The 14934-nt window shown below is 68.5% G+C and carries 15 protein-coding genes; 9 read left to right on the plus strand and 6 right to left on the minus strand.

Translation table 11 applies throughout. From position 1 onward, the window contains the following. The 6 genes from WAQ08_RS15490 to WAQ08_RS15515 form a co-directional block, all read left to right on the plus strand. A partial coding sequence (locus WAQ08_RS15490; RefSeq protein WP_422192696.1) for a hypothetical protein occupies positions 1-2032 on the plus strand: 2032 nt, incomplete at its 5' end. A gap of 66 nt (positions 2033-2098) precedes the next feature. Next, positions 2099-2560, plus strand: coding sequence for an acyl-CoA thioesterase (locus WAQ08_RS15495; protein WP_422192697.1), 462 nt, complete (start codon positions 2099-2101; stop codon positions 2558-2560). A 169-nt stretch (positions 2561-2729) separates the two neighbouring features. After that, positions 2730-3029: a hypothetical protein gene (locus WAQ08_RS15500; RefSeq protein ID WP_422192698.1), complete on the plus strand. Its 300-nt coding sequence runs from the start codon at positions 2730-2732 to the stop codon at positions 3027-3029. 18 nt (positions 3030-3047) lie between these two features. Further along, positions 3048-3677 (plus strand): pectin acetylesterase-family hydrolase, encoded by a 630-nt coding sequence (locus WAQ08_RS15505; RefSeq protein ID WP_422192699.1) that lies wholly within the window; start codon positions 3048-3050, stop codon positions 3675-3677. Continuing rightward, positions 3674-3937 (plus strand): hypothetical protein, encoded by a 264-nt coding sequence (locus WAQ08_RS15510; protein WP_422192700.1) that lies wholly within the window; start codon positions 3674-3676, stop codon positions 3935-3937. Before WAQ08_RS15505 ends, WAQ08_RS15510 begins: the two co-directional genes overlap by 4 nt. Before the next feature lie 91 nt (positions 3938-4028). After that, positions 4029-4502, plus strand: a complete 474-nt coding sequence (locus WAQ08_RS15515) for a glycine zipper family protein (RefSeq protein ID WP_422192702.1) — start codon at positions 4029-4031, stop codon at positions 4500-4502. A gap of 25 nt (positions 4503-4527) precedes the next feature. Here WAQ08_RS15515 and WAQ08_RS15520 read toward each other — a convergent pair whose 3' ends face one another. The 3 genes from WAQ08_RS15520 to WAQ08_RS15530 all read right to left on the minus strand — a co-directional run bounded on the left by WAQ08_RS15520 (position 4528) and on the right by WAQ08_RS15530 (position 7873). Then, the gene (locus WAQ08_RS15520) at positions 4528-4857 is read right to left on the minus strand and encodes a hypothetical protein (protein WP_422192703.1); all 330 of its coding nucleotides are present in this window, start codon (positions 4855-4857) and stop codon (positions 4528-4530) included. 128 nt (positions 4858-4985) lie between these two features. After that, a complete protein-coding gene (locus WAQ08_RS15525) occupies positions 4986-7211 on the minus strand; it encodes an ATP-binding protein (protein WP_422192704.1) in 2226 nt (741 codons plus the stop codon). 71 nt (positions 7212-7282) lie between these two features. Continuing rightward, a complete protein-coding gene (locus WAQ08_RS15530) occupies positions 7283-7873 on the minus strand; it encodes a superoxide dismutase family protein (RefSeq protein WP_422192706.1) in 591 nt (196 codons plus the stop codon). A gap of 107 nt (positions 7874-7980) precedes the next feature. Between WAQ08_RS15530 and WAQ08_RS15535 the strand changes: the two genes are divergently transcribed. From WAQ08_RS15535 to WAQ08_RS15545, 3 genes are all read left to right on the plus strand, one after another. Beyond that, complete coding sequence (locus WAQ08_RS15535; RefSeq protein ID WP_422192707.1) at positions 7981-8442, plus strand: DUF2127 domain-containing protein; 462 nt, start codon at positions 7981-7983, stop codon at positions 8440-8442. A gap of 63 nt (positions 8443-8505) precedes the next feature. Then, a complete protein-coding gene (locus WAQ08_RS15540; RefSeq protein WP_422192708.1) occupies positions 8506-8784 on the plus strand; it encodes a YkvA family protein in 279 nt (92 codons plus the stop codon). A 127-nt stretch (positions 8785-8911) separates the two neighbouring features. After that, positions 8912-10237 (plus strand): MFS transporter, encoded by a 1326-nt coding sequence (locus tag WAQ08_RS15545; RefSeq protein ID WP_422192710.1) that lies wholly within the window; start codon positions 8912-8914, stop codon positions 10235-10237. Here WAQ08_RS15545 and WAQ08_RS15550 read toward each other — a convergent pair. The 3 genes from WAQ08_RS15550 to WAQ08_RS15560 form a co-directional block, all read right to left on the minus strand. Continuing rightward, positions 10156-11901 (minus strand): methyl-accepting chemotaxis protein, encoded by a 1746-nt coding sequence (locus WAQ08_RS15550; RefSeq protein ID WP_422192712.1) that lies wholly within the window; start codon positions 11899-11901, stop codon positions 10156-10158. The two genes, WAQ08_RS15545 and WAQ08_RS15550, sit on opposite strands and share 82 nt — an antisense overlap. A 238-nt stretch (positions 11902-12139) precedes the next feature. Beyond that, positions 12140-14317, minus strand: a complete 2178-nt coding sequence (locus WAQ08_RS15555) for an ATP-binding protein (RefSeq protein ID WP_422192714.1) — start codon at positions 14315-14317, stop codon at positions 12140-12142. A gap of 47 nt (positions 14318-14364) precedes the next feature. After that, positions 14365-14772 (minus strand): chemotaxis protein, encoded by a 408-nt coding sequence (locus WAQ08_RS15560; RefSeq protein ID WP_422192716.1) that lies wholly within the window; start codon positions 14770-14772, stop codon positions 14365-14367. Positions 14773-14934: the final 162 nt, after the last annotated feature.

The raw sequence follows: 14934 nt of genomic DNA on the forward strand, positions 1-14934 counted from the left end.
GGCCGCCGTGCCGGCGGACGACGCTGCCGAGGCTGGGTCGACGACGCCAGCAGCCAGCGTGCTCGACGAACTGCGTGACCGCCTCACTGCCGCCCCCGACTGCATGCCCCGCTGCGCCGACATCGCCCGCCTGCTGGTGGTGGCGCAGGGCGAGCGCATCCAGCTGAGGCTGGAGGTGCATGCCCTGGCCGATGTGGCCGTGCCCTTGCCCGGGCAGGGCGGCGCATGGCGGCCATCGCAGATCACCGTGGATGGCCGCACGGCCACGGCCCGCCGCGATGGCAGCGGCGCCCTGTGGGTGGCCTTGCCGCGTGGCGTGCACCAGGTCGTGCTGGAGGGCGATGCCGGCCAGTCCGCCAGCGTGGACATCGCCCTGCCGCTGCCTGTGCGCGAGGTGCGTGCTCAGGCCGAGGGCTGGACGCTGTCCGGTCTGGACAGCCGCGGCCAGGCCAGCGGTGCGCTGAGCCTCTCGCGTGCGCAGGTGGCTTCCGCCAGTTCGGATGGCGGCACCCAGCGCGATGCCCTGCCGCCGTTCGTGCGGGTGCAGCGCACCGTGCACCTGGGCCTGCGCTGGACGATCGAGACCCGCATCGAGCGGGTGGCCCCCAGCCTGGCACCGGTGCGTGCGCGCGTGCGCCTGGCGCCAGGCGAATCCGTCAACGATGAGGCCGTGCAGGTGGAGCAGGGCGTGGCCACGGTGCTGCTGGGCGCAGGCGAATCTGCCGGCTTCAGCAGCACGCTGGCGGTCGGCCCGCGCCTGGTGCTGGACAGCACGCGCGAGCCCAACCAGATCGAGGTCTGGACGCTGGATGCCTCCACGCAGTGGCACACGGCACTGTCGGGCATCGCGCCCGTGGTGCATCAGGCCGAGGGGCGCTGGCTGCCCACCTGGCAGCCCTGGCCGGGCGAGCAGGTCGTGATCCAGGTCAGCCGCCCCGCCGGGGTGGCGGGCCAGACCTTCACCATCGACCAGGTGCGCACCGATGTCACACCCGGCGCACGCGCCACCGATGTGTCCGCGCACGTGAGTCTGCGTTCCAGCCAGGGCGGCAACCACCGCGTCGAGCTGCCGCAGGGTGCCGAGTTGCTGGGCGTGTGGGTGGACGGGCAGCAGTTGCCGGTGCAACTGGCCCAGGGCGTGCTGATGGTGCCCGTCACGCCGGGCACGCACGCGCTGCGTGTGGATTGGCGCGAAGCGCATGGCATGGGCCCCCGCTTCGTCAGCTCGCGCCTGAACCTGGGCGCCGCCGGTGTGAACGACAGCGTCAGCATCCACGTACCGCAGGACCGCGTCGTGCTGGCCGTGGGCGGCCCGGCGGTGGGGCCGGCCGTGCTGTTCTGGGGCGTGCTGCTGGTGATCGTGGCGGTGGGCATCGCGCTGGGCCGCTGGCAAGGCTCGCCGCTGGGTGCCGTGGCCTGGGTGCTGCTGGGCCTGGGCGTGGCGCAGATGTCGCTGGCCGGGCTGGCCGTGGTGGTGGGCTGGTTCCTGGTGCTGGAGGCCCGTGGCCGCTGGGGCCCGCAACTGGGACCGCGCAGCTTCAAGGCCGCGCAGGTGCTGCTGGCGCTGTGGGGGCTGATCGTCGCAGGCACCCTGCTCGAAACCGTGCGCGTGGGCCTGTTGGGCTACCCCGACCTGATGGTGCTGGGCAATGGCTCGGACGCTTCGCACCTGCGCTGGTACGCCGACCGCTTCGCGCAGTCCACAGCCTCCGCCTGGGTGGTGTCCATGCCGGTGCTGCTGTACCGCGTGCTGATGCTGCTGTGGGCCCTGTGGCTGGCAGCCTCGATGCTGCGCTGGATCCGCTGGGGCTGGGAGCGCTTCAGCGCCGGGGGGTACTGGCCCGAGAAGAAGGGCAAGCCGGGCGATGCGACGGAGAAGGCACCTGCATCGCCTGCCGCCGCTACCGAAGCACCGGTAGCGGCGGCCACGGCATCATCCACCCCCACGCCATCACCGCAAGGCCGTGTCGAGGACGATTTCCTCGATGACTCCTTCCCGGATGACGACGAGCCGCCACGCGGCAAGGCCTGAGCGTGCCGCAGGGGCTTGCCATGCGCTCAGGCAGGCCCCAGGCGCGGCCCGGGTGACAATGCCTGCATGGACAGCACACCGACCTGGGATCTGCCCGCCTCCTTCACCATCGACGTGACGGTGGGCGACGAGCACATCGACATGATGCGCCACACCAACAACGTCGTGTACCTGACGTGGCTGGAGGATGTGGCCTGGGCCCACTCCGTGCAGCTGGGCCTGGGCCCGGCCGACTACGAAGCCCATGCCCACGGCCTGGTCGTGCATGAGCACCGCCTGCGCTACGAGGCCGCCACGCGCTTTGGCGAGCAGTTGCGCCTGGGCACCTGGATCACCCATGTCGATCGGCTGACGCTGCACCGACGCTTCCAGTTCGTGCGTGTGTCCGATGGCAAGACGGTGTTCCGCGCCGAGACGCACTATGTGTGCGTGGACATCGCCGAAGGCCGCGTGCGGCGCATGCCCGGAACCTTCCTGGACGCCTACACCCCCGCGCTGACCTCGGTCCCCGCCGACGCCCAGTTCTGAAAGGGGCTGCCGACGACGTGCGCCGGGGCTGTTCGCGACATCACCGCACCGTCAAGCGGGGCCACCCGCTGCTCCCCTCTGATCGGTGCCAGGTTAGTCATTGTGGGTAACGTGAAATGAGGGCTGGATACTCCGGGCGCACAAGCCTACGAACAACCGGAGACGCCCCATGACCCGTTCCGCCTCGACCGCATTGCTGCCCACCGCCCTGGGCCTGGCCGCCTCGATATCCGCCTTGGTGGCCGCTTCGGGGGCCATGGCCGCGGCCACCCCCTGGACGCCCAACACCACCGGCAATGTCGGCCCCGCGCCCACGGCCTTCATGAAGGGGGATTCCATCGAGATGCCGGCCTCCACCGGTGCCAGTTGCGGCAACGGCACGCCCTACCGCTTCTTCGTCAACCGCTCCACCGACACCGCCAACAAGAACAAGACGGTCGTCATGTTCGAAGGCGGCGGCGCCTGCTGAGGCCAGAACTCCTGCCAGATGAAGGACGGCGTGCTGGGCGCCACCAACTACAACGGTGTCGCGGCCAACTACATGAGCGGCGGCGGCCTGGCCCTGTTCGGCTGGATCACGCCCTTCACCGCCCACGTGCACCCGCTGCAGAAGGTGCAGACGCAGAGCTGGAACATCATCTACGTGCCCTACTGCACGGGCGATGTGCACACCGGCAACAAGATCAACCTGTACGGCGATGCAGACCCGGCCAAGCCCATCACCTACCACCACAAGGGCTTCAAGAACGGCGAGGCGCCGGCCAACTGGATGAGCCGCTACATGGCCAAGCCCGACCACCTGCTGGTGACGGGCTTCTCGGCCGGTGGCGCCGGCTTCACCGGCATCTACGGCCTGCTGCGCCTGGCCGTGCAGCCCAAGAAGTCGGCGCTGCTGGCCGATTCGGGCCCGCTGTTCCAGGTCAACCGCACCGATTCGCCCGAGCAGTCGCCCTCCGTGCACCTGCACAACAAGATCCGCGAACCCTGGGGCCTGGACGGTGACGACGGCCTGGCCAAGGTCTTCCCCGAGATCGAAGCCGCGCCCGTGGGCAGCAGCGCGACGCGCTGCTCAATGCCAAGTGGACCAAGGAAGTGGCCACCTGGGTGGGCGCCATGAAGCCGCAGGCCAACATCGGCTACTACGTGTCCTATGGCCGTGATTTCCTCAAGGCGCACACGTTGACAACGGCCACCTTCAGCGGCACGGCCCTCAAGGAGGCCGACATCAAGGACGTGGGCGCCTTCACCGACAACCTGCTGGACAGCTCCAAGCCGCTGATGCCCGCCTACGAGACCCAGCGCACGGTGCAGAACTCCAATGGCATCGGCCTGTTCAGCACGATCAGCAACGCGTTCTACGCCCTGCTGGGTCTGTGATCCCGCGGCCCCTTTTAGGGGGTAGAGCGGCAGGGCTGCTGGGTCTATAGTGCGGGCGATCGATCACCCGCCTTTGCCACCGGAGTCCTGTATGCCTGCCTTGTCCGCCGTCCTGCCCCGTGCCACCTGCTGCGCCCTGGTGATTGCCGCCGTGGCGGGCCTGGCCGCGTGTGCCAGCACCGGGCCGCAGTCGTCGTCCGCGCGGCCCGTGCTGTATCCCAACGATGCGTTCAACCGCATGGGCTCGCAGGCGGCTCAGGCCCAGGTGCAGGCCTGCGAGGGCAAGGCCGTCGATGCGGGCCTTACGCCGCGCATCGAGGACAACGCCGTGGGCCGTGGCGCCGCACGCGGTGCGGCCGTGGGCGGCACGCTGGGCGCCGTGGCCGGCATTTTCAATGGCGGCATCGGGCGCGTGGCTGAGAACGCGGCCAAGGGCGTGGTGGCTGGCGCCGCCACGGGTGCGGTCAGCGAATCGTTCAACAACGACAAGCCCAACCCCATCTACCGCAACTTCGTGTCGCGCTGCGTGCAGGAGCGTGGGCTGGAAGTGATCGGCTGGAACTGAGCGAGCGGTGCCCTGAGGCTGGTGTTCATTCCGCCTCGGGAATGGCCACGCAGTTGAAGCGCACCTCGAATTTGGGCTCGATCGGCTTGCCGGGAGCGGGGCGGTCCTCGCTGGTGTCCTGCACCTTCAGGCCCTTGTTGAGCGAGGCACAGTAGTGATCGGCCTCACGCAGCGCATCGGCCTTGGCCTGGGCAAAGCCCGGCTCATGCGGGGCCACCGGGCGCGAGACGACGAAGGTCTCCTGGCTGTCGAGCTGGGCCGTGGGCGGTTGCGCCTTGTCAGGGGCGGGCGGCGCGCCAGCGGCGCAGGCGCCCAGCAGCATCGCGCTGGCCAGGGTGGTCAAAACACACTTCATGGATGATCCAGCCCGTCAGGGTGTGGCCCTTCGGGTGTTGTGAACATGCGGGCCATCTTAGCGACGAGCCCATCAGGCCGCTTTGACCCATTGGCCAGCAGGGTGGCAGCACGGGCCACGTGCGGGCGTCAGGCCTGTCCGCTGGCGGGTGTCGGGGCGCTCGGGACGGGCCGCAGCGGCAGGCGGATGCTGAACACCACCAGCTCATCGGCATGGCCATAGGCGATGCTGCCCTGATGGCTCTGCGCAATCTGTGACGCGATGTACAGGCCCAGGCCCATGCCGGTGCGGTTGCGCGGGTTGGCCAGTGACTGGCGCTTGAAGGGATTGAACAGGTTGCCGACATCCTCGGCCGGGATGGGCGGCGCCGGGTTGCTGACCTGCAGCACGGCCTGGTCACCTTCCTGGCGCAGCAACACGTGTACCTGGCCCTGGCCGTGGTGCCGGGCGTTGCTGAGCAGGTTGGACACCAGTTGCGACAGGCGCCCCGGATCGGCCTGCAGACGCAACTGGGTGGGCAGCTCATGCGTCAGCCGCATGTCGGGGTAGCCCACGGAGGTCTCTTCGATCAGTTGTTGCACCAACTGCACCAGGTCGATGTCCTCCTGGTGCATGACCAGGCCCAGGCCGTTCTGCAGGCGGCTGATGTCCAGCACATCGCGCAGCAGGCGCTGCATGCGCCCGGCCGAGTTCTTGATCACGTTGCTCATGCGGCCGCGCTGCTCGCCCTGGTCCAGCACATTGGCCGCGATGCTCAGCGATTGCAGCGGGTTGCGCAGGTCATGGCCCAGCACGGCCCACAGTTGGGAGCGCAGGCGGTCAAGCTCCATCGCGCGGTCGGCGTGCACGCGGCTGAGCGCATCCAGCAACTGCGAGGCGATCTCCATCTGCGTGTCGTTCCAGGGCACGGCGGTGCCGCGCACGGTTTCGCGCCATTCGTCGAAGGAGCCGCGCGGGGTCAGGCGCGAGCCCAGCGGGCCGTGGGCGATGACCTTGTCGGGTTTGCCGCCCCAGCGGATGGTTTCGATCTGTTCGCGGCGCAACGCCACGATCCAGCCTTGCTGACTGGCGTCGAAGCGCAGGGCCAGCACGCCGCAGAAAGGAGGCGGCTCGCCATCTTCGTCATGGGGGATCTGATCGCAATGGCTCAGGTGCAGCACGGCCTGCCCTTGCGTGGTGAGCCAGGCCGGCAGCATGGCCGCCCAGGCCTGGTCGGCCTCGGTGGCGATGCCGTGGGTGCGCACCTTGCCGTCCAGCGAGACCAGCAGGGCATCGGCGTCCAGTACCTTGGCCAGCGGCTCGGCATGGGCCTGCAGCACTTCCAGCGGGTCATCACCATGGGCCACCTGCGCAATGATTTCACTGCGCAGCCACGCCGCCTGGGCCACCTCGGCTGCGCGGGCCTGGGCTGCGATGGATTGTACCGACGAGGCCAGCAACTGGGCCATCACATCGGCGGCCATGCGGATGGAATAGGGTACGCGCTTGGGCGCCATATGGTGGCAGGCGATCATGCCCCACAGCTTGCCGGCCACCACGATAGACACGCTCATCGAGGCACCCACACCCATGTTGCGCAGGTACTCGACATGGATGGGCGAGACGCTGCGCAGCACGCTGTGGCTCAGGTCCAGCGGCTCGGCCCGGGCGGCATCGGCCAGCAACGGCACCGGGGTGTAGCCGATGTCGGCGATCAGGCGCAGCGTGTTGATGGTGTAGAGGCGGCGGGCCTGGGCGGGGATGTCGCTGGCCGGGTAGCGGCGGCCCACGTACGGGTCCAGATCCTCGCGCACGGACTCGGCCACCACGTCGCCGCTGTCGTCATGGCGGAAGCGGTAGGCCATCACGCGGTCGAAGCCGGTCATCTCGCGGATGGCCTGCACGGCGCCTTCCAGCAGGCGCAGTTCGGAGCGCTGGCGCTTGAGCACATCGAGTGAGCGGTAGGCCTTTTGCGCGAAGCTGGCGACCTCGTCGGCATCGCCTTCGCGCAGTTCGAACTCGCAGATCACCAGGCCCAGGTGGGCGTGCACCACCACATCGAAGGCCTGGCCGTTGAGTCGGGCCTCCGTGGACGCGGGGATGACTTCGTCCAGATGGACATCACCCAGAGCCTGTGTGATCAGGGCATGCACGCCCTCATGGCTTTCAAGATCGGTGTGGGCCAGGGCCTGCCCGAACACGGGTTGCCAGCCCAGCAGGCTGGCCACGTTGGCACTGGCGTGGCTCAGCCGGCCCTGTGCGTCGAAGGCGATCAGGGCTCCGTGAGGCTGGATGGAGCCTGGGATGTGGATGGGCTCCTGGGCGCAGTTGTCCAGCGTCAGGGGGCCGCCCTCCAACGGCGAGGGGCTGTGCATGCGGCCATTGGATCACATGAACATGGCGCCCGGCATGGGGCCTGTCAATTTATCGGCCACCTGCCAGCGCTTCACTGGATGGCTACCACCGCACAGGCCAGCCGCGCCCCCGCGTTGCCGGCGGGCTGGCTGCGAAAGTCGTCCGGATCGGCGTGCACGATCACCGAGCGCGCGTCGATGCTGGTGGGCCCGGGGCTCAGGCTCACGCCCTGGATGATGAACTTCTGGTCGGCCACGCCGTTGCCGTCGGCCTTCAGGTTGGGCATGTCGCCAGCGTGGTGCTCTGCAACCTGCGGGCCATGCGCGGCCTTGGCAGGGTTGAAGTGGCCGCCCGCGCTGGTGCCGTCGGGGCTGGCGCACTGGCCGTTCTCGTGCAGGTGAAAGCCGTGCTCGGCGTTGGGCTTGAGGCCGATCACGCGCGCATGGACCATCACGTGCTGCGCGTCCATCTCGCGGAACAGCACCAGGCCCCGCACTTCCTTGCCCTGCGTGGGCGTGAGCGAGGCGGCGGCCAGCACCGGACCGGCGGTGTCCTGCTCCTGGTCGGCGGACAAGGCGATGGGGCTGTGCTGATGGGCGTGCTCATGCGCGGGGCGTGTGGCGCATCCGGCCGCGGCCAGCACGGTGGCGGTGAGGGCAAGCGTGACGGGCAGTCGTGACATGATGGTCCCCCGGGGTGAGTGATGGCCTGTCAGGCTAGCCGCCTGGCGCGGCCCTGGGCCTGGAAGGGTCTTGGGCGTGTTTTGAAAAAAGCTGCGAGAGGGCAGGGATGCGGTTGAAGCGGGGCTTGAAGGTGGTGGCGGTGTTCGAGGCCGGCAAAGGCCTGCTGGTGCTGCTGGCCGGCTTCGGTCTGCTGACGCTGCTGCACCGCGATCTGCAGCACATCGCCGAGCAGTTGGTGCGCCTGTCGCACCTCAACCCGGCTAGCCACTACCCGCGCATCTTCATCGACATGGCCGCGCGCACCACCGGCCAGCGCCTGTGGGCGCTGGCGGGCATGGCGTTTGCCTATGCGCTGGTCCGCCTGGTGGAAGGCTATGGCCTGTGGCGTGGTCGCCGCTGGGCCGAGTGGTTCGCGGCCATCGCGGGGGGCATCTATGTGCCGATGGAACTGGCGGAGTTTTGGGCGCATCCAACCGCCTTGAAAGCGCTTGCACTGGTGGCGAACGTGGCGGTGGTGGCCTTCATGCTGTGGTCGCTGTGGCGCTCACGCAGGGCGGGGGCCTCTTGAAATCGGGGTTGGCGCCCTTCACCTACGGTTCATGTTTGGCCCGAGGCCGAGAGAGGTGTGAGCATGTGGAAACGACTGTCGATGCTGTGGCTGCTGATCAAGGGCGACGCGCGCCGCCTGTGGTTCGCCCTGCGTCACCCCCTGGCGCCGACCTGGCTCAAGGTGGGCACGGTGGGCGTGGTGTTCTACCTGCTGTCGCCCATCGACATCGTGCCCGATTGGATCCCCCTGCTGGGCGTGGTCGATGACGTGCTGGTGGTCTCGACGGTGATCCGCCTGATGCTCAACCGGCTGCCCGCCGCCGTGCGGGCCGATGTGGACAGGCGTGCTTCACGGCAGTGACGGTGGGCCATAACTGGCCATAACGCGCGGCCCTGACGCCCTCAGTCCGTGACGTACGGCCAGCGCGGGATGGCGCTGTCGGGCTAAGATCCGAGGTTTGCTTCGATGCTCCCTTGAGGATCTTTCCATGACGCCGACCCACATGGCCTCTGAGGCCGCTCAGGCCAGTGCCGCGCCTCAGCCGCCGCGCAACAAGCCCGCCACGGTGCTGTTTGCCAGCCTGATCGGCACCACCGTCGAGTTCTTCGACTTCTACATCTACGCCACCGCCGCGGTGCTGGTGTTCCCCAAACTGTTCTTCCCGTCGTCGGACCCGACGGCGGCCACGCTGCAGTCGCTGATCACGTTCGCGCTGGCCTTCTTCGCGCGGCCGGTGGGCTCGGCGGTGTTCGGCCACTTCGGCGATCGCATCGGGCGCAAGGCCACGCTGGTGGGCGCGCTGCTCACCATGGGCCTGTCCACCGTGGCCATCGGCCTGCTGCCCACCTACGCAGCCATCGGGACGCTGGCGCCGCTGCTGCTGGCGATCTGCCGCTTCGGTCAGGGCTTCGGCCTGGGCGGTGAGTGGGGCGGCGCCGTGCTGCTGGCCACCGAGAACGCCCCGCCCGAGAAGCGCGCCTGGTACGGCATGTTCCCGCAACTGGGCGCGCCCATCGGCTTCTTCCTGTCGGGCGGCATCTTCCTGTGGCTGGGCGAGACGCTCACGGAAGAGCAGTTCTTCAGCTTCGGCTGGCGCATTCCCTTCATCGCCAGCGCGCTGCTGGTGCTGGTGGGCCTGTGGGTGCGCTTCAGGATCACCGAGACGCCGGTGTTCCAGAACGTGCTGGACCACGACACCCGCGTGAAGGTGCCCGTGGTGACGGTGTTCAAGGAACATACGCGTGTGCTGGTGCTGGGCACGCTGGCAGCGCTGGCCACCTTCGTGCTGTTCTACCTGATGACGGTGTTCGCGCTGAGCTGGGGCACCACGGCCCTGAAGTACACGCGCCGCGAGTTCCTGGAGATCCAGCTGTTCTCGGTGCTGTTCTTCGCGCTGTGCATCCCGCTGTCGGCGGTGCTGGCCGACCGCTTCGGCCGGCGCCTGACGCTGATCGTGGTGTCGGCGGCCATCGTGGTCTACGGCTTCATGATGGCGCCGATGTTCGCCTCGGGCAATGTGCTGGGCGTGACCCTGTTCCTGTCAGTGGGCCTGGGCCTGATGGGCCTGACCTACGGCCCGCTGGGCACCTACCTGTCGGAGCTGTTCCCCACGGCGGTGCGCTACACGGGCTCGTCCATGACCTTCAACTTCGCCGGCATCCTGGGCGCCTCCCTGGCGCCATACGCTGCCACCGCGCTGGCCAGCACCCATGGGTTGGGCGCCGTGGGCTATTACCTGTCGATATCGGCGGGGATCAGCCTGGCCGCCTTGCTGCTGGCCGGGCGTTCCAGCGAAGGCGACTTCAACGCCTGAGACTGGCTGTACGAGGGCAGGGGGCGCGCCTCGGGCTGACGGCCCACGGGGCGCGCGGCATACAGCAACTCTGCCTGAGACGCGTGGTGGTGCAAGGCCATGCCGGTGTCGCGCAACTTGAAGGCCGAGATCACGCTCTGCAGTGCGGCTGCTTGCTGACGCAGGCTTTCCGCGGCGGCGGCGCTCTCTTCCACCAGGGCGGCGTTCTGCTGCGTGCCGTGGTCCAGTGAGGCCACGGCCTGGTTCACCTGACCGATGCCCACGCTCTGCTCGGTCGTCGAGGCGTTGACCTCGGCGATCAGGTCGTTCATGCGGCGCACCTGGGTGACGATGTCGTTCATCGTGGTACCCGCCTCGTCGACCAGGCGGCTGCCGGTCTCGACCTTCTCGTTGCTGTCGGTGATCAACTGCTTGATCTCCTTGGCGGCCTGGGCGCTGCGCTGGGCCAGCGAGCGGACCTCGCCGGCCACCACGGCAAAACCACGGCCCTGCTCGCCGGCACGCGCGGCTTCCACCGCAGCATTGAGCGCAAGGATGTTGGTCTGGAAGGCGATGCCATCGATCACGCCGATGATGTCGGCGATCTTGTGGCTGGCCTGGGTGATGTCGCCCATGGTGTGCACCACGCGCTCGACCACCTGACCACCGCGCCCTGCCACATCGGCGGCCGATGCGGCCAGGGCGCTGGCCTGACGGGAGCTGTCGGCGTTGTGCTGCACGGTGCTGGTCATTTCCTGCATGGAGGCGGCCGTCTGCTGCAGGGCGCTGGCCTGGCGTTCGGTGCGGCTGGACAGGTCCATGTTGCCGGTGGCGATCTCGGTGGACGCGATCGCGATGCTGTCGGCGGCCTGGCGTACCTGGCCCACCATGCCCACCAGGCTCTCGTTCATGCTCTTGAGGGCATTGAGCAACTGGCCGGTCTCGTCGCCACGGTCCACGACGATGTCGGTGCGCAGATCGCCGGCGGCCACGGCCTCGGCCAGGCGCACGGCGCGGTTGAGCGGGCGGGTCACGCCGTTGCTGAGCATCCAGCCCATGACGCCGGCGGCAGCCAGGGCAGTGAGGCAGGCGGCCAGCATCAGGGCCTGGTCCTGGCTGTAGGCGGCTTCGGCGGTCTTGGCGCGGGCCACGGCCTGGTCGTGCTCATGCTCGACGAAGTCGTTGGTGGCTTTGAGCAACTGCGCCAGCAGGGGGCGGCATTGCGTGTTCATCTGGGCCACGGCTTCCTCGCGCTGGCCCTTGAGTTCCAGGCCCACGATCTGGCCGGCCACGGCCCGGTACTTCTCTTCGATCTTGGCGATGGTGTCCACCATGGCGCGATCCTCCTCGGTGGCGTCACCGGTGGAGACGGCTGCGTGCAGGTTCTTGACGGCCTCGTCCACATCTTCCTGGGCCTTGGCGATGGCGGTTTTTTCCAGCTCGCGGTCGGCGGGCTGCGTCACCAGCACCAGGTTGCGGGCGGCGATGGCGCGGCGCGTGGCGGCACCGCGCACGGCCGTGGCCAGGCGTTCGCGCTGGTTGGCGCCTGCAAGGTAGTCGGAGAAGCGGTCGTTGGCACGGCTCAGCGAGCTCAGGGCCAGCGCGGAGACCAGCAGCACGACGGCCGCCAGACAGATGAACCCGAGCATCAACTTGGTCTTGATGCGCATTTGATTGAATGCCATGGCGGGGGCTCCTGGTCGCGCGGTTGCGCTGCGCCCGGTGGAGAACCTCGCCATGCGTGGCGGCCGGGCGGCGCCATCGCGGGGCATGCCTGGGCGACTGTGCTCAGGCAACCTTCGTGCTATCGGACATTTGAACCCGGGGTTGACCCTTAAACAGAACGTTTAAGGTTTTCAATGTGTATGCAGATGTTGCGGTTCAGGATGGGTAAAGAAATCCGGACGGCATGTGGCCCGTTCTTCATGCCACCGTCTGCCGCAAGCCTTCGAGCAACTGAGCCAGGCGCTCGATGTCCACGGGTTTGACAAGGTGTTCGCAAAAGCCGCTTTCGCGCGAGCGGCGGCGGTCCTGCTCCTGGCCGTAGCCTGACAGTGCCACCAGGGGCGTGTCCCCCTGCCGGGGCAGGCGGTGGATAGTCTGCGCCAGTTCGTAGCCGTCCATCACCGGCAGGCCGATGTCGAGCAGGCCCAGGTCTACCTGCCGGCTGCCCAGCATCTGGAGTGCCGAGGGGCCGTCGTGCGCCACCAGCGTGGCATAGCCCCAGCTTTGCAGCAGGTCGGACAGCAGGTGCGCCGCGTCCTCGTTGTCATCGACGACCAGCACCGCCAGGCCCAGGCCGCGTGGCGTACCAGCGGGGGTGTCGCTGTGGCCTGGTGAGTCCGGGTCCTCGGCAGGCATCAGCGGCAGCGTCAGATCAAAACGGCTGCCCTGGTCCGGGCCTTCACTGTGGGCCGTGAGTGTGCCGCCGTGAATGGTGGCCATGGTGCGGGCGATGGTCAGGCCCAGCCCCAGGCCGCCCTGGGAGCGGTCCAGGCCCTGGCTGCCCTGGGTGAACAGGTCGAACACCCGTTCCAGGTCCTTGCTGGAGATGCCCATGCCGTTGTCGATCACACTGAGCACCACATCGCCGTTGTCGCCCGGGGCCGCGGCGACGCGGATCTGCCCCTGCTGCGGGGTGTAGCGTGCCGCATTGGTCAGCAGGTTGGCGATGACCTGGGCCAGGCGCACCGGATCGGCCATCACCCTCAGGCCCGTGGGCGGCACGTCAAGCGCCAGCGCATGGCGACGCTGCTCGATCAGGGGGGAGGCGGTTTCGACCGCCCGGTGGACGACCTGCCACAGCTCGGTGGGCACAGGCTGCAGCGTGACATGGCCGCGGATGATGCGGGCCACATCCAGCAGGTCGTCGATCAGGCGGGTCATGTGATGCACCTGCCGGCCGATGATGGCGCGCTCGCGCTGTGAGGCGGTGTCGCCCCGCATTTCCATCAGGTGCAGGGCGATCTGGATGGGCGCCAGCGGGTTGCGCAGTTCATGGCCGAGCATGGCGATGAACTCGTCCTTGGCGCGGCTGGCCTGGCGCAGTTCTTCGGCCGTCTGGCGCAGCCGGTGCTCGATGCGCGAGCGCTCGATGAACTGTGCAGCCTGCCGGGCGTACAGATCGAGCATGCGCAGCGCGTGCCCGGACGGTTGCGTGGGCAGCCGCCAGTGGGTGGAGAGCATGCCCATGGGCGAGCCGTTCTGCCCGAGCAGCGGGGTGCTCTGCACGGCCTGGTAGCCGGCCTCGCTGGCCACCTGGCGCAAGGTGCTGGACGCGGATTCGTGCTTGATGTCGGGGATGACGACGCGTTGGCCCAGGCGCAGTGCCCGACCGCAGGCTGATTCGTGCGCATCATCGACCTCGGAGAAGTACCGCAGAAATTGCTCGTCGAAGCCGCGTTGCGCGCCGATGCGCAGCGTGCGGTGCTTGGCATCGAACAGCTGGATGTTGCCTTTGTCGGCGTCCATCAGCGAGATGGCCGCGTCCAGCACCTCGTGCAGTGCGCTGTCCAGATCCTGTGCATGCACCAGCCGGGCCACCAGGTCGTTGAGCCGGGTCATCGATTGCAGGTCTCGGGCCAGGGCCTGTTCGGCCTGCACGCGCCGGCTCACGTCGGTCAAGGTCACCATCACGCCCAGGATGTCGCCCTGCGGGCCGCGGACGGGGCTGTAGCAGATGCTCAGGCTCAGCACACGCTCTCCGCCATCGAGCTGCAGGCGGTAGGGTTGGTCTTCCAGGTAGACGCTGTCGCCCTGCGTCATCACGCGTTCGTAGATCGGGGCGTTGAAATGCCAGACCTCGGGCCAGCAGTCCTGCGTGGGACGCCCCAGGTAGGTGGGGTGCTTGTCGCGCATCAGGCGGGCGTAGGCATCGTTGTAGATCTGCAGGAGTTGCGGGCCCCACAGCAGGATCATCTCGAAGCGGCTGTCGAGCACCGAAGACACCAGGGTGCGCAAGGTGTCGGACCAGGTCGCGATGGGGCCGAGCCCGGTGTCGGCCCAGTCCCTGGCACGGATCATCCGGGCGAGTTTACTGTCGCCCGGCGGCCAGTCTGGTGCGGCGTGGGCTGTGCGAGGGGCCATGTGTTCTGGCGTCATCCATCACCTCGTGTGGTGGCGCAGGGCATGCGGGCAGCCCTGTCATGTCAGGCGGGCTGGTCTTCGGGGTCTTCATCCTCGTCGGCTGCCAGGTTGTCGAGGTCGACAGCCTGGGGGTCGTCCAGGGACACCAGCTCGGCCGAGGTGTCCAGGGCTTCCCGGGCGGACAGCACCACGCGGTCAGGGGCGATGTCGCCGGCCTCGCGCCACGCCTCGGGCACGGCCGGGCCGCGCTCGCCGGTGCCTGCGGTGTCGCTGTCAGCATCGAGGGCCGTGTTGCCTGCCCCCGAGATGGCAGCGGCGCGGCCCTCGAAGTCGTCATCGGTTTCCAGGTGCAGCTGGCCCTGGATGTCGGCGCCGCTGTCGGAGCTGTCGCTGGGGCCGAGCAGGTCGGCGTCACGCCCGGCGGCGAGGGTGGGGGCGAATGTGGCGCCCAGGATGTGGTTCTTGGCCATGGTCGTCTCCTGTATCGACGGGATGTTTGACACAGGGCAAACGGCGTGCCTTAGGTTCGGCGGCATCCGGTCGATATGACTGGGTGAACAGCGCCCCGAGTGGCGCAGGGGTGACATGACCGACAAGGGTGGCCAAGGCGTGACGGAACATCAGGCATCAGC

Origin of the sequence: Aquabacterium sp. (assembly GCF_049274795.1) — a bacterium.
Lineage (GTDB): Bacteria > Pseudomonadota > Gammaproteobacteria > Burkholderiales > Burkholderiaceae_C > Aquabacterium.

Excerpts from the sequence above, each read along its gene's own strand:
- WAQ08_RS15495 (WP_422192697.1), top strand. The coding sequence starts at position 2,099 with ATGGACAGCACACCGACCTGGGATCTGCCCGCCTCCTTCACCATCGAC.
- WAQ08_RS15500 (WP_422192698.1), top strand. The coding sequence starts at position 2,730 with ATGACCCGTTCCGCCTCGACCGCATTGCTGCCCACCGCCCTGGGCCTG.
- WAQ08_RS15505 (WP_422192699.1), top strand. The coding sequence starts at position 3,048 with ATGAAGGACGGCGTGCTGGGCGCCACCAACTACAACGGTGTCGCGGCC.
- WAQ08_RS15510 (WP_422192700.1), top strand. The coding sequence starts at position 3,674 with ATGAAGCCGCAGGCCAACATCGGCTACTACGTGTCCTATGGCCGTGAT.
- WAQ08_RS15515 (WP_422192702.1), top strand. The coding sequence starts at position 4,029 with ATGCCTGCCTTGTCCGCCGTCCTGCCCCGTGCCACCTGCTGCGCCCTG.
- WAQ08_RS15520 (WP_422192703.1), bottom strand. The coding sequence starts at position 4,857 with ATGAAGTGTGTTTTGACCACCCTGGCCAGCGCGATGCTGCTGGGCGCC.
- WAQ08_RS15525 (WP_422192704.1), bottom strand. The coding sequence starts at position 7,211 with ATGCACAGCCCCTCGCCGTTGGAGGGCGGCCCCCTGACGCTGGACAAC.
- WAQ08_RS15530 (WP_422192706.1), bottom strand. The coding sequence starts at position 7,873 with ATGTCACGACTGCCCGTCACGCTTGCCCTCACCGCCACCGTGCTGGCC.
- WAQ08_RS15535 (WP_422192707.1), top strand. The coding sequence starts at position 7,981 with ATGCGGTTGAAGCGGGGCTTGAAGGTGGTGGCGGTGTTCGAGGCCGGC.
- WAQ08_RS15540 (WP_422192708.1), top strand. The coding sequence starts at position 8,506 with ATGTGGAAACGACTGTCGATGCTGTGGCTGCTGATCAAGGGCGACGCG.
- WAQ08_RS15545 (WP_422192710.1), top strand. The coding sequence starts at position 8,912 with ATGACGCCGACCCACATGGCCTCTGAGGCCGCTCAGGCCAGTGCCGCG.
- WAQ08_RS15550 (WP_422192712.1), bottom strand. The coding sequence starts at position 11,901 with ATGGCATTCAATCAAATGCGCATCAAGACCAAGTTGATGCTCGGGTTC.
- WAQ08_RS15555 (WP_422192714.1), bottom strand. The coding sequence starts at position 14,317 with ATGACGCCAGAACACATGGCCCCTCGCACAGCCCACGCCGCACCAGAC.
- WAQ08_RS15560 (WP_422192716.1), bottom strand. The coding sequence starts at position 14,772 with ATGGCCAAGAACCACATCCTGGGCGCCACATTCGCCCCCACCCTCGCC.